The following is a 26,734-nucleotide window of genomic DNA, read 5'->3' on the forward strand; positions in this document are numbered from 1 at the left end:
CCCATCCGCAGTTCACCGATAACAAACCTTCTTCGCCGCAGCGACAACCCGCGCCGCATCGATAAGCGCCGCCTTTTCCAGATTCGCCGCATAGGGCAGCGGCACATCCTCATTGGTCACGCGCAGCACAGGGGCGTCGAGGTCGTCGAAACCCTGTTCCATCACCACCGCCGCGATCTCAGACGCGATCGAGCAGACCGGCCAGCCCTCTTCCACCACCACCAGGCGATTGGTCTTCTTCAGACTCTCCAGCACAGTCGCGGTATCGAGCGGGCGTAGCGTGCGCAGGTCGATGACCTCCGCATCGATGCCTTCGCCGGCCAAAGCCTCCGCCGCTTCCAGCGCCACGCCAACGCCGATGGAGTAGCTGACCAGCGTCACATCCTTGCCTTCGCGGACGATGCGCGCCTTGCCGATGGGGAGGACATAATCGTCCACCTTGGGCACGTCGAAGCTGCGGCCATAGACCAGTTCGTTCTCAAGGAACACGACCGGATCGTCCGAACGGATCGCCGCCTTGAGCAGGCCCTTGGCGTCGGCCGAGTCATAGGGCGCGATGACGATGAGCCCGGGAACCGACGCATACCAGGGACCGTAATTCTGGCTATGCTGCGCGGCGACGCGGCTGGCCGCGCCATTGGGACCGCGGAACACGATCGGACAGCGCATCTGGCCGCCGGACATGTAATTGGTCTTGGCGGCCGAATTGATGATATGGTCGATCGCCTGCATCGCGAAGTTGAAGGTCATGAACTCGACGATCGGCTTCAATCCGCCCATCGCCGCGCCCGCGCCGATGCCGGCAAAGCCATATTCGGTGATCGGCGTATCGATGACGCGCCTGTCGCCGAATTCCTCCAGCAGGCCCTGTGTGACCTTATAGGCGCCCTGATATTCGGCCACCTCTTCACCCATGACGAAGACGCGCTCGTCCCGCCGCATTTCCTCGGCCATGGCGTCGCGCAGCGCTTCGCGAACGGTGGTCTTGATATATTCGGTACCCTCGGGCAGCGCCGGGTCCTTGACGGTCGCCTTCGCCTCGGTCGCAAGCTTCGACGTGCCGCTTTCGGCCTTCCTGGGTGCCGGAGCGGCTTCGGGCGCGGCGGGAGGCGCACTTTCGGCGGCCTTCGGGGCCTGTGCGGTCTCGCCACCCTCGCCTGCCCCATCTGCCGCCATCGTTGCGATGACGGTGCCGACCTTCACGCCTTCAGTCCCCTCGGCCACCATGATCTGGCCGATCTTGCCTTCATCGACGGCTTCGAATTCCATCGTCGCCTTGTCGGTCTCGATCTCGGCCAATATGTCGCCCGAGCGGACCTCGTCCCCTTCCTTCACCAGCCACTTCGCCAACGTGCCTTCCTCCATCGTCGGGGAAAGCGCCGGCATCTTGATTTCGATACCCATTAATATTGCTCCACCAGCACGTCGGTATAAAGGTCGTGCAGTTCCGGTTCGGGAGAGGTTTCAGCGAAATCCGCCGCGTCGCTGACGATCTTGCGGATGTCCTGGTCGATCTTCTTGAGTTCGTCCTCCAAGACGCCCAGGTCGGCCAGATATTTCTTGACGCCTTCGATCGGGTCGGACTTTTCGCGCATCGACTGCACTTCCTCGCGCGACCGGTATTTGGCCGGATCGGACATGGAATGGCCGCGATAGCGATAGGTCTTCATTTCCAGCAGGATCGGACCGTTGCCCGCCTGCACCCATTTCAGCGCCTCTTCCGTCGCGCCGCGCACCGCCAGCACGTCCATGCCGTTCACCTGGATGCCGGGAATGCGGAAGCTTTCACCGCGCCGGTAAAGCTGGTCTTCCGCGGAGGAGCGGTTGACGCTGGTGCCCATGGCATATTGGTTGTTCTCGATCACGAAGATGATCGGCAGCTTCCACAGCTCGGCCATGTTGAAGCTTTCGTAGACCTGGCCCTGATTGGCGGCGCCGTCTCCGAAATAGGCGACGCAGACGCCGCCGTCATTATTATACTTGTGCGCGAAGCCGAGACCGGCGCCAAGCGACACCTGGGCGCCGACGATGCCGTGGCCGCCGTAGAATTTATGCTCGACGCTGAACATGTGCATCGAACCGCCCTTGCCGCGCGAAATGCCCGCTTCGCGGCCGGTCAGTTCAGCCATGATGACGTTGGGATCGATGCCATAGGCCAGCATGTGGCCATGGTCGCGATAGCCGGTGATGACGCTGTCCTTGCCGGGCTGGAGCGCCGACTGGATGCCGACGGCGACCGCTTCCTGCCCGATATAGAGGTGGCAGAAGCCGCCGATCAGGCCCAGGCCGTAAAGCTGGCCGGCCTTTTCCTCGAAACGGCGGATCAGGACCATCTGCCGGTAGAATTCCAGCAGCTCTTCCTTGGTGGCCTTATAATCTTTGGGAGTGTCGGGGCGAGGCCGGTTATGGTCCGCGCCGGCGGCGGGTGCAGCCGCCTTTGCCTTTGCGCGTGAAGGACGCGGCGTCGTTGGTTTCGCCAAGGCTCTTATCCTTTTGCGTGGGTGAGGATGGAAGGAAGGCCGGTATAGCGGCAGTCCGCCCCCAAATGCAACGCGGCATGGGGCACAGGAACGCGGCAAAAGCGATCGGCCAGCCATCGGGAAAGGTCAGTTCAGCGGGACGATCACTTCATCATGATGGACGACGCCCAGCTCCCGCCGGATCAGTTCATCGGAAAGATCGGGATCGACGCGCCGGGGATCGAGCAGGTCCACCCGGTTCTTCAACTCCTGCCGGCTGGCCTGAACCTGCTTCAGTTCAGACTGGGCATGATGGAGCTGCCGCTTGTAATCGCCCCATGCCAGAACCCCGTTGGAGCCCAGCACCACATAGCCTGCGAAGAAGAGAAGAAGAAGCACCGCAATCGCCGGACCGAAGGCCGAAAAAAGCAACATGCGGAGTTTCGCGATATGCGCCATGGACCAGTTGAATCACAGGGACGGGCCGGCCGCAAGCAAAATTTACTGCGCTTGCGACCGGATGTCGAAAATTTGATTTAGCGGAAAATCGAACGCCCGGCGTAAAGCGCGACGTCGCCCAGTTCTTCTTCGATCCGGATGAGCTGGTTATACTTGGCGAGCCGGTCCGAACGGGCGAGCGAACCGGTCTTGATCTGGCCGCAATTGGTGGCGACGGCCAGATCGGCGATCGTCGCGTCCTCGGTCTCGCCGGAACGGTGCGACATGACGGCGGTGTAGCGCGCCCGATGGGCCATGTCGACGGCCGCCAGCGTTTCGGTGAGCGAACCGATCTGGTTCACCTTGACCAACAGCGAATTGGCGAGGCCCTTGCCGATGCCCATTTCCAGACGCCTGGGATTGGTCACGAAAAGGTCGTCGCCCACCAGCTGGACCTTGCCCCCGATCTTGTCGGTCAGCGCCTTCCAGCCCTCGAAATCATCCTCGCTCATGCCGTCCTCGATCGACTTGATCGGATAGTCGGCGCAAAGGGCCGCGAGATAATCGGCCATTTCGACCGGGCTGAGCGACAGGCCTTCGCCCGAAATCTCATACTTGCCGTTCCTGAAGAATTCGGTCGCCGCGCAGTCCAGCGCCAGCACGACGTCATCGCCCGGCTTGTAGCCCGCTTTCTCCACCGACAGCATGATGAAGTCGAGCGCATCGCGGGTAGAGGCGATGTTGGGCGCGAAACCGCCTTCATCGCCAACGGAGGTGGCCAGTCCCTTCTCGTGCAGGCCCTTCTTCAGCGTATGGAAGATTTCCGAACCGATCCGCACGGCGTCGGCAATGCTCTCCGCGCCGACCGGCATGATCATGAATTCCTGGAAGTCGATCGGATTGTCGGCATGTTCGCCGCCGTTGATGATGTTCATCATCGGCACCGGCAGCACATGCGCATTGACGCCGCCGACATAGCGATAGAGCGGCAGGCCGCGCGCATCGGCGGCCGCCTTCGCCACCGCCAGGCTGACCCCCAGGATCGCGTTGGCGCCCAGGTTCGACTTGTTCTCCGTCCCGTCGAGCGCGATCATCGCAGCATCGACCTCCGCCTGATCCTCGGCATCCAGGCCGATGATCTGCTCGGCAATCTGGTCATTGACGGCGGCGACGGCGGCGAGCACGCCCTTGCCCAGATATTTGGCGGCGTCCCCATCCCGCTTTTCCACCGCTTCATAGGCGCCGGTCGAAGCGCCCGAAGGCACGGCGGCGCGGCCGAAGCTGCCATCCTCCAGCATCACGTCGACTTCGACGGTCGGATTGCCGCGGCTGTCCAGAATCTGGCGGGCATGAATATCGAGAATGGCTGTCATGGTCGCTCCTTGGAGTGGCTCTGGGGACTGGCTCTGGTCGCTTTTCGCGCCCCGCTTAGCCACCGCCTCCCCGCTTGGCAATGCAGGGGCTTGCAAGGACTCGAAAAATGCCGATGCTCAAAATAGTAACGGCAACGGAACTGTGGGCGGTGGCGAAGCATTAGAGGCAGAGCCGCCCGCCCGCACAGCGATTCCACCGTATTTCAAAGGGAGACTTAGGACGATGGCCGACACCCCGGAAACCCCGCCCGCCAAGCGCGCCAGAAAGGCCAGCCCCGCCAAGGCGCCCAAGGCCAAGCCGGCCAAGGCCGCCCTGTCCGGCACGCTGGTGAAGGCCGCGCCCGTCAAGACCGCCACCACGCGCAAGGCTGCCGCGCCCAAGACGCCGGGCAACGGCGCCGCCGCCCATGGCTGGACCGCGCAGATCGCGCCGATCAAGGCGCAAGCGGAAAAGGCTGCGAAGGCCGCCGCCGACAAGCTGAACGCCGTGGATTGGAAAGCGCATATCGACCCGCTCAAGGACCAGGCGTCCAAGACCGCAAAATCCGCCGCGGGCGTCGCCAAGGACAAGACCGGATCGGCCATGCAGAGCCTGGCGAAGCTGATTTCCGACACGGCGGGCACCGTCGATGCGAAGCTTGGCCCGCAATATGGCGACTATGCGCGCCAGGCGGCCGAATCGGTGGCCGGCGCCGCGAAGACGCTGGACAGCAAGGATGTCGACCAGTTGATGACCGAAGCGCGGGATTTCGTGCGCAAGAGCCCGGCCGTGGCCATCGGCGCCGCGGCGGTGGTCGGCTTCGTGCTGATGCGTCTTGCCAAGGGGTCGGACGAAGACGCCTGATCGCGTCCTTGCCCATTGACGGACGACAGGGCCCCGGCGCCGGGGCGGAGGATATTTTGACTCAAGAGCCCCTGCAGACCGAGGCACAGGAAGAGTCCGTGCGGGACGTCTTCACACGCCTGTACAGCGACGGGCGGGCCTATGCGGAAGCGGAAGTCGAACGGCAGAAGCTGCGCGCCGGCATCGTCGGCGCGGGGGTCCGCGATGCGCTGATCTTCGCGACGGCGGGCATCATGCTTGTCTTCGCGGCGATCGTCGCCGGGTTGGTGGGCATCATATTGGCGTTGTCGCCGCTTGTCGGGCCCGGCTGGGCGACAGGCGCGGTATTCGGCGGCGCGCTGGTCATCGCGCTGCTGCTGCTGCTGGTCGCGAAGGGCCGCATCGACCGGATGAAGAAGGCGGTGAAGCCATGAAGCGCGAAGAAGCCTATCGCGATGCGGTGGCGCGGGCGGATGCGCGCAAGGCCGCGCTCATCTCCAGCGCCCTCGCCGCCAGGGCGCGCCTCACCCCCGCCCGGCTCAAGCAGGACGCGAAGGACAAGGCAACGGAAACGCTGATGGACGGCGCCGCCTATGCGGCTGCCAAGGTCCAGCAACGGCCGGCGGCCACGGCCGCGGCGACGGGCGCGCTCGCGCTCTATTTGCTGCGCCGCCCGCTCGGGGCACTTTTCCGGCAGATATACGTTCGGATAAGCAACCGCACAGAAGAGATTTCGGAGACTGACGATGGCTGACATCCGCACGCAACTCACCCGCGCCCGTGAAGCCGCGAACGACATTGCCGGGATCGCGTCCGGCAAGTTCCGCGATACGGCGGATCGCGCGAGGGAAAGCGCCGGCGACCTGATCCAGACGAGCCGTGAAAAGGCGGGCGATGCCTATGCGGACGCGCGCGACCGGTCGCAACGGATCGCGGCCCGCGCCAATGAAATCGTTCAGGAACACCCCATCGCCGCCGTCGCGGGCGCCGTCGCGGCCGGAGCCGTCATCGCATGGATGTTCCCCAAGAGCCGCGCGGCCATGAAGGCCCTTCCCGGCCTTGCCAGCAGTGCGGGCGCCAAGGTGCTGGAAGCGGCGCTCGCCGCCAGGGCCGTGGCGGCGGAAAATGCGGAAAGCCTGCGGTCGAACGCTGGCGAGGCGCTGCACAATGCGGCCGAGGGTACGAGGGAAGCGGCGGCATCGGCACGCGACAGCGTGGCGTCCGCCGACCTCGGTGCGGAGGCGTCCCGCCTTGCCGACGATGTGGCTGCGCTGGTCGCCGCGAAGGTCGACGCACTGAGCGAAGCGGTGAAGGCCCGATTGCCAAAAACGTAATCGCGCTGCCGCCAAAAGCATGCTGATCCGGCCGCCTGCCCCCTTGGACGGGTGCGGGCGGCCTGCTACGCTATGGGTTCACCGAGCAGGAGAACATAAGATACCATGAGCAAGCTGCACCTTGTAATGGGCGGTCGCGTCAAAAATCCTCAAACGCTGGAATTCGAAGATCTGAGTTCGATCGAGCTGGTCGGCGTCTATCCCGATTACAGCAGTGCAGAAAATGCCTGGCGCGGCGCTGCTCAGCGGACGGTCGACGATGCGGAGATGCGCTATGTGATCGTGCACCTGCACCGGCTGCTGGAACCCGATCTGCCCAGCGGCTGAAGAGCAGGAAAGCCGGGCGTCAGGAAAGGGGCTGGGGACGCTTGCGGAAACGCCAGCGCAGCAAAGGGCGCGTCAGCACCAGCCCCACCAGAAAGCCGCCGATATGCGCGGCAACAGCAATCTGCCCCAGGTCGCCCAGTCCCTGCGCCGTGGCGAAACCGATCATGAGCTGAAGCACAATCCAGCTTGCCGCCAGCCAGAGCAGACGAACCAGATTGGCCGACACCGGTCCAACCCGCCGGACCTTCTGCTGGCTGTAGAGCAGCGCATAGGTCGCGATGACCGCCGATATGGCCCCGCTGGCGCCGACCATGGGATTGGTGGAATGCGGATCGATCGCCCATTGCAGCGCCGTCGCGCCATAGGCTCCGGCAATGTAGAGCAGCAGCGTCGCGCCCTTGTCCAGCACATGCTCCACCTGTCGCCCGCAGAAGACGAACATGAACAGGTTGAAGCCGACATGCAGCCAGTTGGCATGGACCAGCGTGCAACTGATCGGCGTCAGCCACACCGGAACGGCCGCCATGCCGGCCAGCAGGGCGCCATCCTCCACCCGTGCGGGGATGAAGCCGGCCATGATCGCGGCATTATCGACCTGCCCCGTCAGGTAAAGCAGCAGGAAGGCGACGAAGGTGATCGCCGCAATCCCGTTCGTCATGCGACCGGCAGGCAGTTTCACGGATGGATCAGATGAAATCGATCTTGTCGACCAGGTAGAATTTATCGCCCGATGGCACCGACACCTCGACCTCCTCGCCGATCTGGCGCCCGATCAGCGCGCGGCCCAGGGGGCTGTTATAGCTGATCATGCCAAGCTTGGCGTCAGCCTCGGCCTGGCCCACGATCTGGTACTTGACCGGCTTGTCGTCCTCATCAAGCAGGGTGACGGTCGCGCCGAACACGACCTTGTCGCCCGAAAGCGTCCTGGGATCGATGATCTGGGCACGGGACAGCTTGTCTTCCAGATCGGCAATGGTGGCTTCAACCTGGCCCTGACGCTCCTTGGCGGCGTGATATTCGGCATTTTCCGACAGATCGCCGTGCGCGCGGGCTTCTTCGATGGCGTCCACGATCAACGGCCGCTCGGCCTTCAACTCGCGGAGCTGCTCGTTGAGCTTGTCATAGCCCATCTGCAGCATCGGCATCTTCTCGACGGTCGCCATTCTTGCAAATCCTTCGTCAAAACTTCCCTTTGGCGGCCCCGACCTTGGGGCCACCCGCAGCGTGCTTCCTTGTGCAGGGGATCAGGCTTGCGACACAGGATAATAGGACTGGAGCGAACGCACTTCAAGGGCATGCCCCCGAAGAGCCTCGATCGCATTCGCCGCCGCGACGCTGGCCGCCGCCGTGGTGAAGCTGGCGACCTTGGCGCGCAGCGCGCTGGTGCGGATCGCCTTGCTGTCCTTGAGCGACTGCCAGCCCTCCGTCGTGTTGAAGATTAGGTCGACGTCCCCGTCGGTGATCCTGTCGACGATATGCGGACGCCCTTCGGCCACCTTGTTGACCGGCTGGACGGCGATGCCCTGCTCCTCCAGATAGCGGGCCGTGCCGCCCGTGGCGATGATGGCGAAGCCCAGCGCCGCCATCTTCTGCACGGCGGGCAGGATCACCGGCTTGTCGCTGTCCTTGACCGACACGAACACCGTGCCGCCCTTGGGCAGGATGGTCCCCGCGCCCAGCTGCGCCTTGGCGAAGGCCGTGGCGAAATCGCTGTCGATGCCCATGACTTCGCCGGTGCTCTTCATTTCCGGCGAGAGCACCGGATCGACGCCGGGGAAGCGGGCGAAGGGGAAGACGGCTTCCTTGACCGCGATATGGTCGATGGCGTTCCGGTCGATCTTCGGCAGGTCCTTGAGCTTCTCGCCCGCCATGACGCGGCTGGCGATCTTGGCGATCGGCGTGCCGATGGCCTTGGCGACGAAGGGCACGGTCCGGCTGGCGCGGGGATTGACCTCGATCAGATAGACGACGCCGTCCTTGACCGCGAACTGGATGTTCATCAGGCCGCGGACCGACAGCGCGCGGGCGAGGACATCGGCCTGACGCTCGATCTCCGCGATGATGTCGTCCGACAGGCTGTAGGGCGGCAGCGAGCAGGCGGAGTCGCCGGAATGGACGCCCGCCTCCTCGATATGCTGGAGCACGCCGGCGACCACCACATCGTCGCCGTCGCAGAGCGCGTCCACATCCACCTCGACCGCGTCGCGCAGATACTGGTCGATCAGCACCGGGGAGTCGCCCGACACCTGAACGGCGGTGGCGATATATTCCTCCAGCTGGGCCTGACCATCGACGATCTCCATGGCGCGGCCGCCAAGGACATAGGAGGGGCGCATCAGCACCGGATAGCCGATGCGGTTGGCGACGGCGATCGCCTCCTCGCGGCTGCGCGCGATGCCGTTGGCGGGCTGCTTCAGTTTCAGCCTGTCGATCAGCGCGGCGAACCGCTCGCGGTCCTCCGCCAGGTCGATGGCGTCGGGCGACGTGCCCAGGATCGGCACGCCCGCATTTTCCAGCGCCTGCGCCAGCTTGAGCGGCGTCTGCCCGCCGAACTGGACGATCACGCCGGCCAGCGTTCCGTTCGACATCTCGACGCTCAGGATTTCCAGCACGTCCTCCGCCGTCAGCGGCTCGAAATAGAGACGGTCCGACGTGTCATAGTCTGTCGACACCGTTTCCGGGTTGCAGTTGACCATGATCGTCTCATAACCCGCCTCCGCCAGCGCGAAGCAAGCATGGACGCAGCAATAGTCGAACTCGATGCCCTGCCCGATGCGGTTGGGACCGCCGCCCAGGATCACGACCTTCTTCCTGTCGCTGGGCTGCGCCTCATTCTCCGCATCGCCAAAGATCGGCGCTTCGTAGGTCGAGTACATATAGGGCGTCTTCGCCTCGAACTCGGCGGCGCAGGTGTCGATGCGCTTGAACACGGGGCGCACGCCCAGCCTGTGGCGCAGCGCGCGGACCTCATCCTCGGTGACGCCGCCGGTCATGGCCTTGACCGCTTCGTGGATCAGGCCGGAACCCCGCGCGATGCCCCGTTCCATGCCGCGCAGATTGGCCGATTTGAGCGCAAGATAGGCAAGGCGCTTGTCGGAAAAGCCCATCGACTTCAGCCGGCGCATGCCGTCCGCATCCTGCGGCAGGCCGTTGTTCAGAATTTCCGCTTCGGCGTCGATGATCTCCTTGATCCGCTCCAGGAACCAGGGGTCGAACTTCGCGATATTGTGGATTTCAGCGACGGTGAGGCCCTCGCGCAGGGCCTGCGCGGCGACCAGCAGGCGATCCGGCGTCGGCTGGGCCAGCGCGGCGATGATGTCGTCCTTGGGCGCGCCGACGAGATGGTCGACCTCATTGAAGCCGCAAAGCCCGGTTTCCAGGCCCCGCAGCGCCTTCTGCATCGATTCATGGATGTTGCGGCCGATCGCCATCACCTCGCCCACCGACTTCATCGCGGTGCCGAGCAGCGGTTCGGACCCCTTGAACTTCTCGAAGGCGAAGCGCGGAATCTTGGTCACGACATAGTCGATGGTCGGCTCGAACGACGCCGGGGTGGCGCCGGTGATGTCGTTCTCGATCTCATCCAGCGTGTAGCCGACGGCGAGCTTCGCCGCGACCTTCGCGATGGGGAAGCCCGTCGCCTTAGAAGCCAGCGCGGACGAGCGGGAAACGCGCGGGTTCATTTCGATGACGATCAGGCGGCCATCCTTCGGATTGACTGCGAACTGCACGTTCGAACCGCCTGTTTCCACGCCGATTTCACGCAGCACCGCGATGCTCGCGTTGCGCATGATCTGATATTCCTTGTCGGTCAGCGTCAGCGCGGGCGCGACGGTGATGGAATCGCCGGTATGGACCCCCATCGGATCGACATTCTCGATCGAGCAGATGATGATGGCATTGTCGTTCCGGTCCCGGACGACCTCCATCTCATATTCCTTCCAGCCGAGCAGCGATTCCTCGATCAGCACCTCGGTGGTGGGCGAAGCGTCGAGGCCTGCGGCCACGATCTGCTTGAACTCGTCCTTGTTATAGGCAACGCCGCCGCCAGTGCCGCCGAGCGTGAAGCTGGGACGGATAATCGAAGGAAGCCCGGTGAATTCAAGGGCTTCCAGCGCTTCTTCCATAGTATGTGCGATGCGCGAGCGGGCGGATTCCAGCCCGATCTTGTCCATCGCGTCGCGGAATTTCAGGCGGTCCTCCGCCTTGTCGATGGCTGCCGCATCCGCGCCGATCATCTTGACGCCGAACTTCTCTAGCGTGCCGTCGTTGAAGAGAGCGAGCGCCGTGTTGAGCGCCGTCTGCCCGCCCATGGTCGGCAACACCGCGTCGGGGCGTTCCTTCTCGATAATCTTCGCCACGATTTCGGGCGTGATCGGCTCGACATAGGTCGCGTCGGCGAATTCCGGATCGGTCATGATGGTAGCCGGGTTGGAATTCACCAGGATGATGCGATAGCCCTCTTCCTTGAGCGCCTTCACCGCCTGCGTGCCCGAATAGTCGAACTCGCAAGCCTGGCCGATGATGATCGGACCAGCGCCGATGATGAGGATGGAGGAGATGTCGGTGCGTTTGGGCATTAGCTATCAGACCATTCTTTTATTAGCTGAGCACGCAATGAAAGCGCGGCATCTGGGCTTACATCGAACACTTCTTTGGATACCCCACAGTCCAGCCGTTTTTTGTCGGCCAGAAGCTTATGCAAACTTGATTCAATGCACTTCCCTCGTTCCAAAAAATCACCCACTTCGATCTGGGGGCGATCCAAGCCAAGGGCGTCGCAAGTAAAAATGAAGGGATAGTGCCTAGAATCGCGTTTGACGTAACTACCGAGTTTCCTATGCGAAACTTCGGGAGCGGGATGCGATCTAGAGAATCCTACTTTAGTATAGAAACCTCTGTCGCGCGCCTGCGGATGCCAGATGACATAAACATATCCAGCGCAATTCGTGTGGCGATCGCAGTTCAATGCACGCCCCCTGTCCGGGCTTCGCAACCCCAGCCATCATATTCGACGCCGCAGAGGATTTCGATCTGAAGGCACTTCTTCGTCAGGGCGCGGATCGACTGTTCATCGACGGGCTGCTCGCATTCGAGGAAGAGGAACAGGTCGCCATCCTCATCCTCTTCGCGGTCCAGTTCCACGAAGCCGAATTGGCTCGCAATGGTCAGGACGCGTTCGAAATCCTTCTCGCCGCCCTTGAAGCTGACGTCCACGGGCCGCGCGATGCGCGCCACGTCGCCATTCCGCGCGAGATTGGCGAGGACGGCCTTGTCCGCCTCCCACTCTGCTGCGAGGCGGGCTTCGTCAACCGGGGGCAAGTTGAGGCTCACTTAAGCTCCTCAACGAACCGCTGGAACAGATAGAAGCTGTCCTGCGGGCCGGGCGAAGCTTCTGGGTGGTACTGGACCGAAAAGGCCTTCTTATCCGTTAGTTCGATGCCGCAATTGCTGCCGTCGAAGAGCGACACATGGGTCGGCTTCACATTGGCGGGCAGCGTATCGGCGTCGACCGCGAAGCCGTGGTTCATCGAGGTGATCTCGACCAGACCGTCGGACAGACGCTTGACCGGATGGTTGGCGCCGCGATGGCCCTGATGCATCTTGACGGTCTTCGCGCCCGCCGCCAGCGCCAGCATCTGGTGGCCAAGGCAGATGCCGAAGACCGGCTTGTCCGCGTCCAGCAGCTTCCGGATCACCGGCACGGCATATTCGCCGGTCGCGGCGGGGTCGCCCGGGCCGTTGGAAAGGAACACGCCGTCGGGATTATGCTCCATCACCTGCTCATAGCTGGCGGTGGCGGGCAGCACGGTGACGCGGGCGCCGGCCTTCACCAGATTGCGGAAGATATTGTTCTTCGCACCATAATCGATCGCGACGACATGGGGCCGCTCTTCACCCGCTTCATCCAGGCCGTAGCCGAAACCCAGCTTCCACACGCCGTCCTTCCAGAGGCGGCTTTCCTTGGCGGAGACTTCGATGGCAAGGTCCATGCCCTCCAGGCCCGGCCAGGCCGCAGCCCTGGCGGCCAGCGCCTCGATGTCGAACCGCCCCTCCGGATCGTGCGCGATCACGACATTGGGCGCGCCCTTGACCCGGATCAGCCTGGTCAGCGCGCGGGTGTCGACGCCGGCAAGGCCAATGCGGCCATTTTCCTTCATCCACTGGTCGAAGGGCTCGACATTGCGGAAGTTGCTGGGTTCCGTCACGTCCTGCCGCACGACGCAGCCCAGCGCGTGGGGCAGGTCCGCCTCCACATCGTCCAGGTTCGTGCCGACATTGCCGATATGCGGGAAGGTGAAGGTGACGATCTGGCCCGCATAGCTGGGGTCGGTCATCACTTCCTGATAGCCGGTCATCGCCGTGTTGAAGCAGAGTTCGCCCACCGCATCGCCGACAGCGCCGAAGCCGCGCCCGAAGACGGCGGAGCCATCGGCGAAAACCAACACCCCTGTCGCTCCTTTGGGCACAATGAGGGTTTTGGCGTCAGCCATGGTCGTATCGTCCTTTATGCTTTTGCGGGAACCCGTCTGAAGCGGGTTAAACGGCCGGTCACCTATGCGCGAGAGGCCGCGGGGTCAACTCCTGTTAAAAATCTCTTTTGGCGTTATATCTGGACCTTTCCGGAAGAGACAGGATTCATTCGCATGATTCGCGACGAGATCAAAAGCGCCCAAATCGCCGCCATGAAGGCGGGAGAGAAGGATCGGCTGGCCGCCGTGCGCCTGATCCTGGCGAAGCTGAAGGATCGCGACATAGAACTGCGCACCGCGTCCAGCGTGCCGGATGACGACACGGTCGTGGTCGAGGTGCTCCAGAAGATGGCGAAGCAGCGCCGCGAATCCATCGACATGTTCAGGAGCGGCGGCCGCGACGAACTGGCCGCGAAGGAACAGGCCGAACTGGACGTGATCGACAGCTTCCTGCCGCAACAGCTTAGCGAGGACGAGACGAAGGCCGCCATAGAGGCGATCAAGGCGGAAGTGGGCGCGGCGAGCGTCAAGGACATGGGCAAGGTCATGGCCGTGCTGAAGGAACGGCACGGATCGGTGATCGACATGAGCAAGGCCAGCGGGCTGGTGAAGGTGGCGCTTTCCTGAGGCAATATCTTCGCAATCTTCCTGCATCCGGCGCGCCCTCGACATTGATGGACGTTCCGGCATAATCGCATGATGGCGTTCTGGACCTATATGCTGCGATGCTCGGATGGGCGCTATCATACGGGTCGCACCGATGACCTCCACCATAGGATTGGACGGCAGCGGGCGGGACAGGGCAGCCAATTCCCACGCAGGCGCTTGCCGCTCACGCTGGTCTGGAGCGAAGCCTTTTCTTCCCGAATTGAAGCCTTGGAAGCGGAACGGATCGTCGGCGGCTGGTCGCGTGCCAAGAAGGAGGCAATGATCGCGGGCAATTGGTCCTTGGTTTCCCTGCTCGCCCGGCCGCCGCGTGAGCGTTTCCCGACTTCGCTCGAAACGAACGGAGTTCTGGCCGATGCGTTCAAGCGTGCGGATTTGAGCTGGGCATGAGCCTGTCCCCCGCCTTCCTCGACGAATTGCGCGCGCGCACCTCCCTTTCCACCCTGATCGGGCGGACGGTGAAGGTGCAGAAGGCAGGCCGCGAATATAAGGCCTGCTGCCCCTTCCATAATGAGAAGACGCCCAGCTTCACGATAAACGACGAAAAGGGCTTCTATCACTGCTTCGGCTGCGGCGCGCATGGCGACGCAATCCGGTGGATGACCGATCATCGTGGCCTTCCCTTCATGGAAGCGGTGAAGGAACTGGCGCAGGCGGCGGGCATGGACGTCCCCGCGCCCGATCCGCGCGCGGCGAAACGGGCGGAACAGGCCAGGGGCCTGCATGACGTCATGGCCGCCGCGCAGGGCTTTTTCGAGGAGCAGCTTGGCGGAATTGAGGGCGCGGAGGCGAGAGCCTATCTCCAGCAGCGCGGCATCGCCGCGGGAACGGCCAGGACCTTCGGCTTCGGCTTCTCGCCTGACGGGCGGGGGCGGCTCAAGACGGCGCTCAAGGAATTTGGCGAACCGCTGCTGATCGAGGCGGGATTGCTCATCGACCCGGATGGCGCCGAGCCGGATGGCGGAAATGCCAGAAAGCGCGACAGCTATGATCGCTTCCGGGGCCGGCTGATGTTGCCGATCCGGGACATAAGAGGCCGGGTGATCGCTTTTGGCGGGCGCATATTGGGCGCGGGCGAGCCCAAATATCTGAACTCCCCCGACACGCCGCTCTTCGACAAGGGGCGGACGCTCTACAATATCGACCGGGCCTCCCCCGCCAGCCGGCAGACGGGCCGGATCATCGTCGTGGAGGGCTATATGGACGTGATCGCCCTCGCCCAGGCCGGCTTTGAAGAATCGGTGGCGCCACTGGGCACGGCGCTTACGGAACATCAGATCGAGCGCCTGTGGAAGATGGCCGATGTGCCGATCCTCTGTTTCGACGGCGATTCGGCGGGGCAGAAGGCCGCGATCCGGGCAGCGACCCGGGCCCTGCCCCTGCTCCGACCGGGTATGAGCCTGGCCTTTGCGACTCTGCCGGCCGGGCAGGACCCGGACGACCTCATCCGCGCGGAGGGGCCTGCGGCGATGGAAGCGGTGCTGGGCGCCGCCGAACCGCTGGTCGAGCGCCTTTGGAAATATGAACAGGCTGCCGCGCCGCTGGATACGCCGGAGCAGCGCGCCGCGCTCAAGCAGCGCCTGTCCGCGATCACCGACGCCATCGCCCATCCCGACGTGCGGGCGCATTATGTCCACGCCTTTCGGGAACGCTATGACGCGCTGTTCTTCGCGCGGGCGGCCTTCCAGCCCCGTCATCAGCGCGGCGGGGGCAGCGCCCGCTCCGGCTGGCAGCGCGACCGGCGCGGCAATTGGAAGCCCCCACTGCCCCCCGCGGGAAGCGAGGCAAGGGCGATCGGCGCAAGCGGCATGGAGCAGCGGCTTTTGCGCGCCGTCCTCGCCAGCCTGCTTCGGCATCCCGATCAGATTGCGCTGCATCGCGAGATGCTTATCGGGCTTCGCATCGCCGACACCGTGCTGGCGGAACTGCTGAACGCGATGATCGCGGCCTCGTTCAGCAAAGAAACAGTTGAAACCGGTGGCCTCCTTACCATATTGGGGCAAGGTGAAGTGTATAATATGGCGAAGGGAATGCTTCGGGCCGACACGTTCACATTCACCCCCCATGGAAGCAAGGCCGACTCGGATCGCGTGCGGCGCGATCTGGACGAGGCCATTCGGGTGATGGCGCAGGGACCGGAGCTGGAGGCGGCGTTGGCTGAAGCCACCCGGCGGGCGAGAGACGACCTCAACGAGGACAGCTTTGCCGAACAGCAAAGGGTCCGCAAGTTGAAGCTGGATCATGATCGCCGCCTGGCGGAACTGGCGCAGTCCGAAGATATTATATGATATGGATCGTCCCTTTCACGGGGGCGGCGGAATTAAGGCGAATAAATGGCGAGCAAGGCGAACAGCAAGGGTGCGGGCGAGGATACGGATACCGGCGATGCACCGCTGCTGGATCTGAACGAGGCGTCGGTCAAGAAGCTGATCGCCCGCGCCAAGAAGCGCGGCTACATCACCTATGACGAGCTGAACGACGCGCTGCCGCAGGACCAGATGTCCTCCGAGCAGATCGAGGACATCATGTCCGCGCTCAACGAAATGGGCGTGAACATCGTCGAGAATGAGGAAGCCAGCGAGGACGGCGAGGATCAGCGCGACGACGGCGACGATGACAGCGCCGACGACAGCGCCGACGACGACGGCTCGCCGCGTCCCGTTACCGAGAAGAAGAAGGAAACGGTCGACCGCACCGACGACCCCGTGCGCATGTACCTGCGCGAGATGGGGGCCGTGGAACTGCTCAGCCGCGAGGGCGAGATCGCCATCGCCAAGCGGATCGAGGCGGGCCGCGACACGATGATCCTGGGGCTGTGCGAAAGCCCGACCACCTTCAACGCGATCATCGAATGGTCGACCGCGCTCAACAATGGCGAGATGCAGCTGCGCGAGATCCTGGATCTCGACGCGATGCTGTCCAAGGATCCCGCTCCGGAAAATCTGGAGGAAGGCGCCGAGGACGACGATGGCGAGATCAGCGAGAAGACCGCCGGACCCAGCTTCAAGGAAGAGGAGGAACCGGAAGAGGAATCAGCCGATTCCGACGAGGATGAGGACGGCCTGACGGAGCGGCGCGCCCGCCGGATGGAGGAGGAGGAAGAGGAGGACAACACTCTCTCCCTCGCCCAGATGGAAGAGACGCTGAAGCCGATGGCGCTGGAGAAATTCGCGACCATCACGGAGATTTTCCGCACCTTCTCCAAGGCGCAGGAATCGCGCATGGCCGCCATGGCCAATGGCGAGACGCTGAGCCAGAAGGCGGAGGACGACTATCAGGAACTGCGCGAGCAGCTCACCGCCGAGGTCGAAAGCGTCCAGTTCCACCAGCAGAAGATCGAATATCTGGTCGACCAGCTTTATGCCTATAACCGGCGCCTGACCGCGCTGGGCGGGCAGATGCTGCGACTGGCCGAACGGCACAAGGTGAGCCGCAAGGATTTCCTCGACCGCTATGTCAATCATGAGCTGGACGATGGCTGGCTCGACAAGGTGTCCGGTCTGGACAAGAAATGGGCCGCCTTCGCCGCAGCCGAGGGGCGCGCGGTCGAGCGCATCCGCCTTGAGGTGAGCGAGATCGCGCAGGCGACCGGCATGTCGCTGTCCGAATTCCGCCGCATCGTCAACATGGTGCAGAAGGGCGAGCGCGAGGCGCGCATCGCGAAGAAGGAAATGGTCGAGGCGAACCTGCGCCTCGTCATCTCCATCGCTAAAAAATATACGAACCGCGGCCTGCAATTCCTTGATCTTATTCAGGAAGGCAATATCGGCCTGATGAAGGCGGTCGACAAGTTCGAATATCGGCGCGGCTACAAGTTCAGCACCTACGCGACCTGGTGGATCAGGCAGGCGATCACCCGTTCGATCGCGGATCAGGCGCGGACCATCCGCATCCCGGTCCACATGATCGAGACGATCAACAAGCTGGTCCGCACCAGCCGCCAGTTCCTGCACGAACAGGGCCGCGAACCGACTCCGGAGGAGATGGCCGAGCGGCTGTCCATGCCGCTGGAGAAGGTGCGCAAGGTGATGAAGATCGCCAAGGAGCCGATCTCCCTCGAAACGCCGATCGGCGACGAGGAGGATTCGCATCTGGGCGATTTCATCGAGGACAAGAATGCGATCATCCCGGTGGACGCCGCGATCCAGGCGAACCTCAAGGAAACCGTCACCCGCGTGCTTGCCTCGCTGACCCCGCGCGAGGAGCGCGTGCTGCGCATGCGCTTCGGCATCGGCATGAACACCGACCATACGCTGGAGGAGGTCGGCCAGCAGTTCAGTGTGACCCGCGAACGAATCCGCCAGATCGAGGCGAAGGCGCTGCGCAAGCTCAAGCACCCCAGCCGCAGCCGCAAGATGCGCAGCTTCCTCGACCAATAGCGGCGCCTCGGCAGACCGAGGCGGCAACGCGGCGGAATGATCCAAAAGGGCGGCTTCGGGCCGCCCTTTTTTACTGGCGTAAACTCCTCTTTTACCTCGACTCTCTAGGGTCGCCTGCACGAGGCCGCGCCAGCAGCAGGGCTTTAGGGGAAGACGATGAGCGAAGCAGCACCGCGCTATCAATTTGGCGATATATCGCAGATCCTGGACGCCGTGGTCGCCGCCGACGGCACGGCCGGGCATGGCTATGCCAGTGGCGCGCGGGCCAGCTTCGGCCCCAATGCCACGCTGTCGCTGCCCGATCTGGCCGATGCCGCCTATTATCTTTGCCTTCTGCATGGCCGCCACCCCGGCGTGATCGACCATGCCGCCACGCGGTCGGCGGACAATGCGGCGCGCGCCTGGCTGATCCAGGCGGCCGACGCCTTCGCGCGGGAACGGGCCTATCTGACCCAGGTGACGGTCGCGGTCGGCCCCGCCCCCAGCACGGCGGGGCAGAGCGATTGCGAAACCGTCGTCAGCCAGCAGCGCCACGCCCTCGACATGCTGGCCCAGTCGGACCGGCGCGGCTGCGCCATGGGGGCGGCCATCGCGCTGGTGCTCGACTGGCGTGCCGTGCGGCATGTGCTGGACATCGCCGCGATTCGCGTCGGGCTGGAACCCCATGTCTGCGACCTTCCGGACCGCGCGGCGACGCTGGAGGTCGCCAGGGAAATCGGCGGCGACGATGCCATCGACCGCGCCATCCTGTTCGGAACGCGCCAGTTGCTGAACCAGCATCGCGGGCTGTGGGACGTCCTTCAGGCCCGCGCGAAGATCCGCGCCGGCAAGGACCAGGCCGCAAACCGCGCATAAAGGCTTTGCGCTCCTCCCCTGCTTTGCCATAGTTGGCCCGACACAGGCAGGATGAGAAGCAGGAACATGCGGTTTGAAGGCACGCGGGATTATGTCGCCACCGATGATCTGAAGGTCGCCGTCAACGCCGCGGTGCTGCTTCGCCGTCCGCTGCTGGTGAAGGGGGAGCCGGGCACCGGCAAGACCGTGCTGGCGCAGGAAATCGCCAAGGCGCTGGACGCTCCGCTGATCGAATGGAACGTCAAGTCGACGACCAAGGCGCATCAGGGACTTTATGAATATGACGCCGTCGCCCGCCTGCGCGACGGCCAGCTGGGCGATCCGCGCGTTCACGACATCGGCAATTACATCCGCAAGGGCAAGCTGTGGGAGGCATTCACCTCCCCCACCCTGCCGGTCCTGCTGATCGATGAGATCGACAAGGCCGACATAGAATTCCCCAACGACCTGTTGCAGGAACTCGATCGCATGGCCTTCCATGTCTATGAAACGGGGGAGACCGTGGCGGCGAAGGAACGGCCCGTGGTCGTCATCACCTCCAATAACGAGAAGGAACTGCCCGACGCCTTCCTGCGCCGCTGCTTCTTCCACTATATCAAATTTCCCGACCGGGAGACGATGCAGGCCATCATCGACGTGCATTTCCCCGGCATCCAGAAGATATTGGTCAACCGCGCTCTCGAAATATTCTACGAAATCCGGGAGGTGCCCGGCCTCAAGAAGAAGCCGTCCACCAGCGAACTGCTCGACTGGCTGAAGCTGATCCTGGCGGAGGACATGCCGCTCGACATATTGCAGGACCGCGATCCCACCAAGGCGATCCCGCCGCTGCACGGCGCGCTGCTCAAGAATGAGCAGGACATCATGATGTTCGAACGGCTCGCCTTCATGGCCCGGCGGCAGGGGCGATAGGGACCACTCCACCCCCGCTCAACGAAAGGCCGCGAACCATGACTCATCAAGCCGGATGCCTGTGCGGACAGGTGCGGATCAGCATCGATGCGGAACCCCTGGCGGCGCGCATGTGCTGGTGCCGGCTCTGCCAATATCTGGGCGGCGGATCGGGCACGGTGAATGTCTGCTTCCCTTCCGACAAGCTGACGGTCACCGGCGACCTGCGCTGGCACCACAGCGTAGCCGACAGCGGCAATGCGATGCGGCGCGGCTTCTGCCCCGAATGCGGCACGCCGCTGTTCAGCCTGGCCGAATCGCGTCCGCACCTGACATTCGTCCGCGCCGGAGCGCTTGACGATCCCGATCTTCTGGCCCCTCAGGCCGTCATCTGGACCGACGCGGCGCCCGCCTGGGCGCATCTGGACCCTGATCTGCCCCATTATCCGGCACAAATGCCCCCTGTAAGCTAAAAGGCCGCTTGCGCAGCCGGTGCATTTCGGCTCAACTTTCCTCCTGACATTCAAAGCCGCGAAAAGACGGCCATGAATTTAGGGAAGGATGCCAATGCCCAAGCGTGCGTTGTCCCTTTTATCGGCGGTGCTGGCCTTGTCAGCGCCTGCGTTCGCGCGCGCGGCCGAGGAACGGGAAGCCTGGACACCGACCGCCACCGCCCTGCGCGCCGACGCCGCGGGGATCGGCATGCCGCAAAGCGTGGCCGGCCTGTCGCTCGCCAAGAGCGGGGAGGTTTCCAACGGCGGCAAGGGCATCGACAATTACGCGCAATATCTGTCCGAAGACGGCGCGGTCCAGGCGACGCTCTATGTCTATCTGCCCAGCTATGCCGACGCCTCGCTCGCCGCCTATATGACGGACAAGGCCGTGACGGAGCGTTTCGGAGCAAGGACGCGCCGCACCGCTTATTCCAGCGTCGCGGTGGGCGGACATGCCAATGGCGCCATCCGCGCCGTCTATGACGATGCCGCCGACGGCGCGCTCACCACGGCTGCGGCTTTCCTGCACGCCGGGCGATGGCTGGTGAAGCTCCGCGTCACCGGGCCGACGGAACGACGGAAGGAAGTGCTGGCCGGGCTGGACGGCATGCTGGCGGGTCTTCAGTTCGATGATGCATCCTCGATCCATGCGACCAGGCCCGCTCGACTGGCCGCCTGCCCCGCCAATGAAGGCGGCGACGCCCGCCTCACTGCGCAAACTACGTCCGCGCCCGCCGATATTTCCCTGCCGCGCGAAGGGCAGGAACCGCTCTGCATAAGGGGCAAGGTCGACACCGCCGAGGGCAGCTACGACATTCTCCAGCAGGCCGGCGCCGCAGATGGCGCGATCATCGTGCCGGTGGACGACGCAGGCACCATGGTCGCGTTCGATCCCGCGAAGGACGGCTATCGGCTCTCCATCCATTCCGTGGGTCAGACTGACCTCTACGGCGTCTATGACAAGGTGCCGAGCGCCCGCCAGATCGCCCAGATCCTGGACGGAAAGGACCCTCAGACGGCCCAGGCCGGCGCGACCGCCGACTATGCCGCCAATGGCGAGGTGACGGTACGGACGGCTGGCGTGAAGCTGCGCTGAGAGGGGCGATCAGATCAGATAGCCGACCTCATAAAGCCCCCAGCGCCGTCCGCTGAACATCAGCGGCACGAACACGCTGCGCAACGCCCGATAACGCCCCTCGCCCAGATCCTGGCGGTAGGTGAACAGGAAGAAATCCCCATCGCCGTCCAGCGCGCGGCGGGTCTGGCTGTCCATGAATATCTGCCGGTTGCGGGCATGTTCCATGTTCCAGCGCGTCTGGCCGGGCCGCTGCGGCTGGCTGCGCGCGCTGATATGCGTCGGCAGATAGCCGTTCATGTCGATCAGGCAGCAGCCGACGATGGCGCTGTCCTGCGCGGTCCGCCGGTCGAGCAAGGGCTGCACGCAGCGGTCGGCAAAGGCGGTGAAGCCATTTTCATATTGCATCGGGTCGGAACCGGGCAGCGGCCGGTAGGCGGTATCGAACAGGCTGCCCATGTCCAGTTCCCCCTCCGCCAGCGCCCGCTCGATCAGCGCCTGAATCTCCTCCGCGCCTTCTTCGGCCAGGGCGATATAGCGGCTGTTGCGCGTGACATGGCCGCTATGCGCCGCCCGGTTGAGCATGGCGTTCGCCATCCCCTCCAGCCCTTCCAGGTGGCCGCGCGCGGTTTCGACGCGGGTCGCGCTTTCCGTCGCCGACTGGCTGAAGCGGGCAAGTCCCTGACGCAGGGCCGCGACGTCGCCATCGGCCTCGTCCGTGCAGGTGACGATCGTTTCAGACCGGTCCCCGAACTGCGTCACCAGCGAAGCGATCTCGGCCATGCTGACCCGCAGCGTATCGATATGCGAACCGACTTCGCGGCCGCGCAGGATATTGGCCTCCACCCCGCCAATCAGTTGCCGGGCATCGCGGTCCAGCTGGCCCAGCTTGTCGCCCACGGACGCGGCGGACTCGCCGGCCTGCCCGGCCAGCCGCCGGATCTCGTCCGCCACCACGGCAAAGCCCTGCGTCGCCTCGCCGCCGCGGGCCGCCTCGATCGCGGCGTTCACGCCCAGAAGGCGGGTCTGGCGGGCGATCGCGCCCAGTTGCCCCGAAATATCGCCGACCGTCTCGATGACGTCCAGGAACTGACGCAGATGCCCTTCCAGTCCGGTCACATTCTCGATCAGTTCCGTGATCTGGCCCAGGGAACGTCCGATCGCCTCATGCCCCTGCGCGATGATCTGCCCCGCCCGACGCGCCGTAAGGCTGAGTTCCTGCGCCGCGAGCACGCTTTCATTCTGGCTGACCGCCAGCGCCTCCATCGTCGACTGCAATTCCCCCAGATGCGCCGAATCCGCCTGGATGCGGCGGGTCAGTTCCCCCAGGAAACCCGCCGTTTCGCTGCATTGCAATGCGATGTCGCCCGATCTTTCCCCCAGGTCGGTCAACAAATCCCCGTTTTCCAATGATCGCCGCCCTATTCCGCCCGATATGGATACTGCCTTGTTAACGATGCATTGCAACACTTAACATTCCGACAACGCCCCGCGCTTGCATGATCGGGCAAGCTGGCGGACAAGGGGGCCGTCATGATGCTCAACTTTCTCGACGCGCTGCGCGCTGCCGGCATTCCCGCCGGCATAAAGGAACATCTGCTGCTGCTGGAGGCGCTGGACCGGGACGTCATCGGGCAGCGGCCGGAGGATTTCTATTATCTCGCCCGCGCCACCTATGTGAAGGATGAGGGGCTGATCGACCGTTTCGACCAGGTGTTCGCCCGCGTCTTCAAGGGCGTGCTGGGCAGCGAAGGGGTCGAAGCGGACATTCCCGAGGAATGGCTGCGGCTGGTGGCGGAGAAATTCCTCAGTCCGCAGGAGATGGAGAAGATCAGGTCGCTGGGAAGCTGGGACGAGATCATGGAGACGCTGAAGAAGCGGCTGGACGAGCAGAAGGGGCGTCATCAGGGCGGCAATAAATGGATCGGCACCGGCGGCACCTCGCCCTTCGGCCATGGCGGCTATAATCCGGAGGGGGTGCGGATCGGCGGCGAGAGCCGGCACAAGCGCGCCATCAAGGTGTGGGAAAAGCGCGAATTCGCCAATCTGGACAATCAGAAGGAACTGGGCACCCGCAACATCAAGGTCGCGCTGCGGCGGCTGCGGCGCTTCGCGCGGGAGGGGGCGGCGGACGAGCTCGACCTGGACGAAACGATCCGGGGAACCGCGCGGCAGGGCTGGCTCGACATCCGCATGCGGCCGGAGCGGCACAATGCGGTGAAGCTGCTCCTGTTCCTGGACGTGGGCGGATCGATGGACCCGTTCATCACGCTTTGCGAGGAGCTGTTCTCGGCAGCGACGAGCGAATTCAAGAATATGGAATTCTTCTACTTCCACAACTGCCTCTACGAAGGGGTGTGGAAGGACAACCGCCGCCGCTTTTCGGAGCGGACGCCGACCTGGGACATCCTCCACAAATATGGGCATGACTATAAGGTGATCTTCGTCGGGGACGCGGCGATGAGCCCCTATGAGATCAGCCATCCCGGCGGTTCGGTCGAACATATGAACGAGGAACCGGGCGCAACCTGGCTGAGCCGCGTGCTGCACACCTATCCGGCCGCCGTGTGGCTGAACCCCGCGCAGGAAGCGCATTGGGGCTATAGCCAGTCGACCAGGATGATCCGCGAAATCATGAATGGCCGCATGTATCCCCTGACGATCGAGGGGATTGACGACGCCATGCGGGAACTGACGCGCAAGCGGTGAACCCGGGCCGATTCAGCGATATTCCTCCCTCCGCAGGCGGGAGGGGGTCAGGGAAATATCATGCCGGTTCGAAGAGCACGCCCCCCGTCATCGGCCGCGGCGCGCCGGTCGTGCCGGGGAAACTGATCGGCAGGCCCTTCATATGGCGGACAGCCATATAGGCGAAACCCTGCGCCTCCAGGGCGTCCCCGTCCCATCCGAGGTCGTCCACCGGCCGGACCTCCGCGCCGGTATAATCGCCCAGCATGCGCATCAGCGTTGCATTGTGGCGCCCGCCACCCGCGACATAGATGCGCTTGGGCCGCTCCGCGAGATGCCCTAGCCCGCGCGAGACCGCCGCGGCGGAAAAGGCCGTCAGCGTCGCGGCGCCATCCGCCAACGGCAGCCCGCGCACGGCATCGATGGTGAAGGCCTCGCGGTCTATGCTCTTGGGCGGAGGGACGGCGAACCAGGGATCGGCCAGCATGTGCGCCAGCCGATCTTCATCCACCCGGCCGCCGGCCGCCGTCGCGCCGTTTTCATCAAAGCTCCGGTCGCCATGGCTCTGCATCCAATTATCGATGAGGCCGCTCGCCATGCCGGTATCGAAGGCGACGATTTCCCCGTCGGCGGCGATGGCGGTGATGTTGGCGACCCCGCCCAGGTTCAGCACCGCAACGGGTTTCGCCAGATCATGGGCCAGGGCGCGGTGATAGACGGGGAGCAGCGGAGCGCCCTGTCCGCCCGCCGCGACATCGGCGCTGCGCAGGTCCGCGACGACGGGAATGCCGAAGGCCCCCGCCAGGGCGGCGCCGTCCCCGATCTGCCAGGTCCAGCGCCATTCGGGGCGATGCGCCACGGTATGGCCGTGGAAGCCGATGACGGCGACGTCCTGCGTGACATGGCCGCTGCGGGCCAGCAGGTCCGACACCGCCTCGACATGAAGCTCGGTCAGTTCTTCCTCGACCGCGTGGATGAGCGGTTCGAACCCCGGCCTGTCCATCGCCATGGCGCGCCCGCAGGCTTCGGCCAGGCGAAGGCGGAAGCCCTCGCCATAGGGCATGGCATGAAAAGCGATGCCCTTGCTGGCGCCCTCGCCATCGGTCTCAATCAGCGCGGCGTCTATGCCGTCGCGGGATGTGCCCGACATCAGGCCTATTGCGAGCATCGAATGATCCTGCCTCTTTTACGTTATTCCTCTCAATGCTACAGGGCCGCGCCATGAGCAACTACCAGTCCGATCTGCTCCGCCTGCTCGAAGCGCGCGGCTATATCCACCAGTTGACCGATGCGGAGGGTCTGGACGCCCTGGCCGCCAGGCAGGTCGTGCCGGGCTATATCGGCTTCGATCCCACGGCGCCCTCGCTGCATGTGGGCCATCTGGTGTCGATCATGATGCTGCGGCAGTTGCAGAAGGCCGGGCACAAGCCCATCGTCCTGATGGGCGGCGGCACCGGCAAGATCGGCGATCCCAGCTTCAAGGACGAAGCGCGCAAGCTGCTGACCACCGACGCCATCGCGCAGAATGTCGGCAGCATCAAGCGCGTGTTCGAACGGTTCCTGACATTCGGCGACGGACCGACCGACGCGATCATGGTCGACAATGCGGATTGGCTGGACCGACTGGAATATATCCCTTTCCTGCGCGACATCGGCCAGCATTTCTCGGTCAACCGGATGCTGAGCTTCGATTCGGTGAAGCTGCGGCTGGACCGGGAACAGTCGCTGAGCTTCCTGGAATTCAACTATATGATCCTCCAGGCCTATGACTTTCTGGAACTGTCGCGCCGTTCGGCCTGCCGGTTGCAGATGGGCGGATCGGACCAGTGGGGCAATATCGTCAACGGCGTCGAACTGGCGCGACGGGTGGACGGCACGCAGGTGTTCGGGCTGACGACACCGCTGCTCACCAATGCCGACGGCACCAAGATGGGCAAGACCGTGGGCGGCGCGGTGTGGCTCAACGAGGACCAGCTTTCCAGCTATGATTACTGGCAGTTCTGGCGCAACACGGCCGATGCCGACGTCGCCAGCCGGCTGCGGCTGTTCACCGACCTGCCGATGGACGAGGTGGAGCGGCTGGCCGCCCTGCAGGGCGCGGAGATCAACGAGGCGAAGAAGGTCCTGGCGAACGAGGCGACGGCGCTCTGCCGCGGCGCCGATGCCGCCGCCGCCGCCGCGGAGACGGCCCGCCGGACTTTCGAGGAGGGCGCCTCCGATGCCAATCTGCCGACCGTCAGCCTTGGCGCGGACGGGCTGAACATCGTGCAGGGCACCGCCGCGCTGGGCTTTGCCGCCTCCAACAAGGAAGTGCGGCGGAAGCTGGCGGAAGGCGCCATCCGCGTCAATGGAGAGGTGGTGAACGACCCCGCCCTGCCCCTGAAGGCGGGGGACAAGGTCAGCTTCGGCGCGAAGAAGCACGGGCTGGTAACCGCCTGAAATCGAAAGAGCGTGCAGCG

27 protein-coding genes are annotated in these 26,734 nt (G+C 64.1%); 15 read left to right on the forward strand and 12 right to left on the reverse strand.

The window, feature by feature from the left end:
- Nucleotides 1–12 precede the first annotated feature (12 nt).
- The 4 genes from EWH10_RS13130 to eno form a co-directional block, all read right to left on the reverse strand.
- Entirely contained in the window at nt 13–1,404 is a 1,392-nt protein-coding gene (locus EWH10_RS13130) for a pyruvate dehydrogenase complex E1 component subunit beta (protein WP_044662025.1), read from the reverse strand.
- Nucleotides 1,404–2,480: a pyruvate dehydrogenase (acetyl-transferring) E1 component subunit alpha gene (pdhA, locus tag EWH10_RS13135; protein ID WP_044662024.1), complete on the reverse strand. Its 1,077-nt coding sequence runs from the start codon at nt 2,478–2,480 to the stop codon at nt 1,404–1,406. The genes EWH10_RS13130 and pdhA overlap by 1 nt, the downstream gene beginning before the upstream one ends.
- Before the next feature lie 126 nt (nt 2,481–2,606).
- Nucleotides 2,607–2,918 (reverse strand): FtsB family cell division protein, encoded by a 312-nt coding sequence (locus tag EWH10_RS13140; RefSeq protein ID WP_025549066.1) that lies wholly within the window; start codon nt 2,916–2,918, stop codon nt 2,607–2,609.
- A 77-nt stretch (nt 2,919–2,995) separates the two neighbouring features.
- Entirely contained in the window at nt 2,996–4,270 is a 1,275-nt protein-coding gene (eno, locus tag EWH10_RS13145) for a phosphopyruvate hydratase (RefSeq protein ID WP_044662023.1), read from the reverse strand.
- Nucleotides 4,271–4,493: 223 nt separating this feature from the next.
- On the opposite strand from eno, the gene EWH10_RS13150 reads away from it, so the two are divergent.
- The 5 genes from EWH10_RS13150 to EWH10_RS13170 all read left to right on the forward strand — a co-directional run bounded on the left by EWH10_RS13150 (nt 4,494) and on the right by EWH10_RS13170 (nt 6,754).
- Nucleotides 4,494–5,114: a hypothetical protein gene (locus EWH10_RS13150; RefSeq protein ID WP_044662022.1), complete on the forward strand. Its 621-nt coding sequence runs from the start codon at nt 4,494–4,496 to the stop codon at nt 5,112–5,114.
- A 98-nt stretch (nt 5,115–5,212) separates the two neighbouring features.
- Complete coding sequence (locus tag EWH10_RS13155) at nt 5,213–5,527, forward strand: phage holin family protein (RefSeq protein WP_083198974.1); 315 nt, start codon at nt 5,213–5,215, stop codon at nt 5,525–5,527.
- Entirely contained in the window at nt 5,524–5,847 is a 324-nt protein-coding gene (locus EWH10_RS13160; RefSeq protein ID WP_025549060.1) for a hypothetical protein, read from the forward strand. Before EWH10_RS13155 ends, EWH10_RS13160 begins: the two co-directional genes overlap by 4 nt.
- Nucleotides 5,840–6,427 (forward strand): DUF883 family protein, encoded by a 588-nt coding sequence (locus EWH10_RS13165; protein WP_065846218.1) that lies wholly within the window; start codon nt 5,840–5,842, stop codon nt 6,425–6,427. The genes EWH10_RS13160 and EWH10_RS13165 overlap by 8 nt, the downstream gene beginning before the upstream one ends.
- A 105-nt stretch (nt 6,428–6,532) precedes the next feature.
- Nucleotides 6,533–6,754 carry a DUF4170 domain-containing protein gene (locus EWH10_RS13170; protein ID WP_025549059.1) on the forward strand — a complete coding sequence of 74 codons (222 nt, stop codon included), beginning with the start codon at nt 6,533–6,535 and terminating at the stop codon, nt 6,752–6,754.
- Nucleotides 6,755–6,773: 19 nt separating this feature from the next.
- Here the strand turns inward: EWH10_RS13170 and EWH10_RS13175 are convergent, their stop codons facing one another.
- The 6 genes from EWH10_RS13175 to carA all read right to left on the reverse strand — a co-directional run bounded on the left by EWH10_RS13175 (nt 6,774) and on the right by carA (nt 13,248).
- Complete coding sequence (locus EWH10_RS13175) at nt 6,774–7,412, reverse strand: rhomboid family intramembrane serine protease (protein ID WP_037482410.1); 639 nt, start codon at nt 7,410–7,412, stop codon at nt 6,774–6,776.
- A gap of 28 nt (nt 7,413–7,440) precedes the next feature.
- A complete protein-coding gene (gene greA / locus EWH10_RS13180) occupies nt 7,441–7,917 on the reverse strand; it encodes a transcription elongation factor GreA (protein WP_025549056.1) in 477 nt (158 codons plus the stop codon).
- 81 nt (nt 7,918–7,998) lie between these two features.
- Complete coding sequence (gene carB / locus EWH10_RS13185; protein WP_044662019.1) at nt 7,999–11,334, reverse strand: carbamoyl-phosphate synthase large subunit; 3,336 nt, start codon at nt 11,332–11,334, stop codon at nt 7,999–8,001.
- The gene (locus EWH10_RS22245) at nt 11,334–11,750 is read right to left on the reverse strand and encodes a GIY-YIG nuclease family protein (RefSeq protein WP_380834173.1); all 417 of its coding nucleotides are present in this window, start codon (nt 11,748–11,750) and stop codon (nt 11,334–11,336) included. Before EWH10_RS22245 ends, carB begins: the two co-directional genes overlap by 1 nt.
- Complete coding sequence (locus EWH10_RS13195) at nt 11,720–12,088, reverse strand: ribonuclease E inhibitor RraB (RefSeq protein ID WP_044662018.1); 369 nt, start codon at nt 12,086–12,088, stop codon at nt 11,720–11,722. Before EWH10_RS13195 ends, EWH10_RS22245 begins: the two co-directional genes overlap by 31 nt.
- Entirely contained in the window at nt 12,085–13,248 is a 1,164-nt protein-coding gene (gene carA / locus EWH10_RS13200; RefSeq protein WP_044662017.1) for a glutamine-hydrolyzing carbamoyl-phosphate synthase small subunit, read from the reverse strand. The genes EWH10_RS13195 and carA overlap by 4 nt, the downstream gene beginning before the upstream one ends.
- A gap of 153 nt (nt 13,249–13,401) precedes the next feature.
- Here carA and EWH10_RS13205 point away from each other — a divergent pair, with 153 nt between their 5' ends.
- From EWH10_RS13205 to EWH10_RS13240, 8 genes are all read left to right on the forward strand, one after another.
- Complete coding sequence (locus tag EWH10_RS13205; RefSeq protein WP_044662016.1) at nt 13,402–13,854, forward strand: GatB/YqeY domain-containing protein; 453 nt, start codon at nt 13,402–13,404, stop codon at nt 13,852–13,854.
- Nucleotides 13,855–13,944: 90 nt separating this feature from the next.
- Nucleotides 13,945–14,283 carry a GIY-YIG nuclease family protein gene (locus EWH10_RS13210; protein ID WP_229742638.1) on the forward strand — a complete coding sequence of 113 codons (339 nt, stop codon included), beginning with the start codon at nt 13,945–13,947 and terminating at the stop codon, nt 14,281–14,283.
- Nucleotides 14,280–16,181 (forward strand): DNA primase, encoded by a 1,902-nt coding sequence (gene dnaG, locus EWH10_RS13215; RefSeq protein WP_044662015.1) that lies wholly within the window; start codon nt 14,280–14,282, stop codon nt 16,179–16,181. The genes EWH10_RS13210 and dnaG overlap by 4 nt, the downstream gene beginning before the upstream one ends.
- Before the next feature lie 45 nt (nt 16,182–16,226).
- Nucleotides 16,227–18,272 carry an RNA polymerase sigma factor RpoD gene (gene rpoD / locus EWH10_RS13220; protein WP_025549049.1) on the forward strand — a complete coding sequence of 682 codons (2,046 nt, stop codon included), beginning with the start codon at nt 16,227–16,229 and terminating at the stop codon, nt 18,270–18,272.
- Nucleotides 18,273–18,428: 156 nt separating this feature from the next.
- Nucleotides 18,429–19,127, forward strand: a complete 699-nt coding sequence (locus EWH10_RS13225; protein ID WP_044662014.1) for a DUF6975 family protein — start codon at nt 18,429–18,431, stop codon at nt 19,125–19,127.
- A 66-nt stretch (nt 19,128–19,193) separates the two neighbouring features.
- Nucleotides 19,194–20,039, forward strand: a complete 846-nt coding sequence (locus tag EWH10_RS13230) for an AAA family ATPase (protein ID WP_044662013.1) — start codon at nt 19,194–19,196, stop codon at nt 20,037–20,039.
- Nucleotides 20,040–20,077: 38 nt separating this feature from the next.
- On the forward strand, nt 20,078–20,491 hold the full coding sequence (locus tag EWH10_RS13235; protein ID WP_025549045.1) for a GFA family protein: 414 nt from the start codon (nt 20,078–20,080) through the stop codon (nt 20,489–20,491).
- A 94-nt stretch (nt 20,492–20,585) separates the two neighbouring features.
- Complete coding sequence (locus EWH10_RS13240; RefSeq protein ID WP_044662012.1) at nt 20,586–21,608, forward strand: hypothetical protein; 1,023 nt, start codon at nt 20,586–20,588, stop codon at nt 21,606–21,608.
- A 9-nt stretch (nt 21,609–21,617) separates the two neighbouring features.
- On the opposite strand, the gene EWH10_RS13245 is transcribed toward EWH10_RS13240, so the two are convergent.
- Nucleotides 21,618–22,982, reverse strand: a complete 1,365-nt coding sequence (locus EWH10_RS13245; RefSeq protein WP_172668327.1) for a methyl-accepting chemotaxis protein — start codon at nt 22,980–22,982, stop codon at nt 21,618–21,620.
- A gap of 138 nt (nt 22,983–23,120) precedes the next feature.
- On the opposite strand from EWH10_RS13245, the gene EWH10_RS13250 reads away from it, so the two are divergent.
- A complete protein-coding gene (locus EWH10_RS13250; protein ID WP_044662010.1) occupies nt 23,121–24,296 on the forward strand; it encodes a vWA domain-containing protein in 1,176 nt (391 codons plus the stop codon).
- Between the two features lie 58 nt (nt 24,297–24,354).
- Here EWH10_RS13250 and EWH10_RS13255 read toward each other — a convergent pair whose 3' ends face one another.
- Nucleotides 24,355–25,443 (reverse strand): anhydro-N-acetylmuramic acid kinase, encoded by a 1,089-nt coding sequence (locus EWH10_RS13255; protein ID WP_044662009.1) that lies wholly within the window; start codon nt 25,441–25,443, stop codon nt 24,355–24,357.
- Nucleotides 25,444–25,496: 53 nt separating this feature from the next.
- Between EWH10_RS13255 and tyrS the strand changes: the two genes are divergently transcribed.
- Nucleotides 25,497–26,714: a tyrosine--tRNA ligase gene (tyrS, locus tag EWH10_RS13260; protein WP_025549038.1), complete on the forward strand. Its 1,218-nt coding sequence runs from the start codon at nt 25,497–25,499 to the stop codon at nt 26,712–26,714.
- Nucleotides 26,715–26,734: the final 20 nt, after the last annotated feature.

The organism is Sphingobium fuliginis, assembly GCF_004152845.1.
GTDB classification, from domain to species: domain Bacteria; phylum Pseudomonadota; class Alphaproteobacteria; order Sphingomonadales; family Sphingomonadaceae; genus Sphingobium; species Sphingobium fuliginis.

Excerpts from the sequence above, each read along its gene's own strand:
- tyrS (WP_025549038.1), top strand. The coding sequence starts at position 25,497 with ATGAGCAACTACCAGTCCGATCTGCTCCGCCTGCTCGAAGCGCGCGGC.
- EWH10_RS13170 (WP_025549059.1), top strand. The coding sequence starts at position 6,533 with ATGAGCAAGCTGCACCTTGTAATGGGCGGTCGCGTCAAAAATCCTCAA.
- rpoD (WP_025549049.1), top strand. The coding sequence starts at position 16,227 with ATGGCGAGCAAGGCGAACAGCAAGGGTGCGGGCGAGGATACGGATACC.
- greA (WP_025549056.1), bottom strand. The coding sequence starts at position 7,917 with ATGGCGACCGTCGAGAAGATGCCGATGCTGCAGATGGGCTATGACAAG.
- EWH10_RS13140 (WP_025549066.1), bottom strand. The coding sequence starts at position 2,918 with ATGGCGCATATCGCGAAACTCCGCATGTTGCTTTTTTCGGCCTTCGGT.
- carB (WP_044662019.1), bottom strand. The coding sequence starts at position 11,334 with ATGCCCAAACGCACCGACATCTCCTCCATCCTCATCATCGGCGCTGGT.
- EWH10_RS13225 (WP_044662014.1), top strand. The coding sequence starts at position 18,429 with ATGAGCGAAGCAGCACCGCGCTATCAATTTGGCGATATATCGCAGATC.
- EWH10_RS13160 (WP_025549060.1), top strand. The coding sequence starts at position 5,524 with ATGAAGCGCGAAGAAGCCTATCGCGATGCGGTGGCGCGGGCGGATGCG.
- EWH10_RS13130 (WP_044662025.1), bottom strand. The coding sequence starts at position 1,404 with ATGGGTATCGAAATCAAGATGCCGGCGCTTTCCCCGACGATGGAGGAA.
- EWH10_RS13250 (WP_044662010.1), top strand. The coding sequence starts at position 23,121 with ATGATGCTCAACTTTCTCGACGCGCTGCGCGCTGCCGGCATTCCCGCC.
- EWH10_RS13230 (WP_044662013.1), top strand. The coding sequence starts at position 19,194 with ATGCGGTTTGAAGGCACGCGGGATTATGTCGCCACCGATGATCTGAAG.
- EWH10_RS13175 (WP_037482410.1), bottom strand. The coding sequence starts at position 7,412 with ATGACGAACGGGATTGCGGCGATCACCTTCGTCGCCTTCCTGCTGCTT.
- EWH10_RS13210 (WP_229742638.1), top strand. The coding sequence starts at position 13,945 with ATGCTGCGATGCTCGGATGGGCGCTATCATACGGGTCGCACCGATGAC.
- EWH10_RS13150 (WP_044662022.1), top strand. The coding sequence starts at position 4,494 with ATGGCCGACACCCCGGAAACCCCGCCCGCCAAGCGCGCCAGAAAGGCC.
- EWH10_RS13205 (WP_044662016.1), top strand. The coding sequence starts at position 13,402 with ATGATTCGCGACGAGATCAAAAGCGCCCAAATCGCCGCCATGAAGGCG.
- EWH10_RS13255 (WP_044662009.1), bottom strand. The coding sequence starts at position 25,443 with ATGCTCGCAATAGGCCTGATGTCGGGCACATCCCGCGACGGCATAGAC.
- EWH10_RS13235 (WP_025549045.1), top strand. The coding sequence starts at position 20,078 with ATGACTCATCAAGCCGGATGCCTGTGCGGACAGGTGCGGATCAGCATC.
- carA (WP_044662017.1), bottom strand. The coding sequence starts at position 13,248 with ATGGCTGACGCCAAAACCCTCATTGTGCCCAAAGGAGCGACAGGGGTG.
- EWH10_RS13165 (WP_065846218.1), top strand. The coding sequence starts at position 5,840 with ATGGCTGACATCCGCACGCAACTCACCCGCGCCCGTGAAGCCGCGAAC.
- eno (WP_044662023.1), bottom strand. The coding sequence starts at position 4,270 with ATGACAGCCATTCTCGATATTCATGCCCGCCAGATTCTGGACAGCCGC.
- EWH10_RS13240 (WP_044662012.1), top strand. The coding sequence starts at position 20,586 with ATGCCCAAGCGTGCGTTGTCCCTTTTATCGGCGGTGCTGGCCTTGTCA.
- dnaG (WP_044662015.1), top strand. The coding sequence starts at position 14,280 with ATGAGCCTGTCCCCCGCCTTCCTCGACGAATTGCGCGCGCGCACCTCC.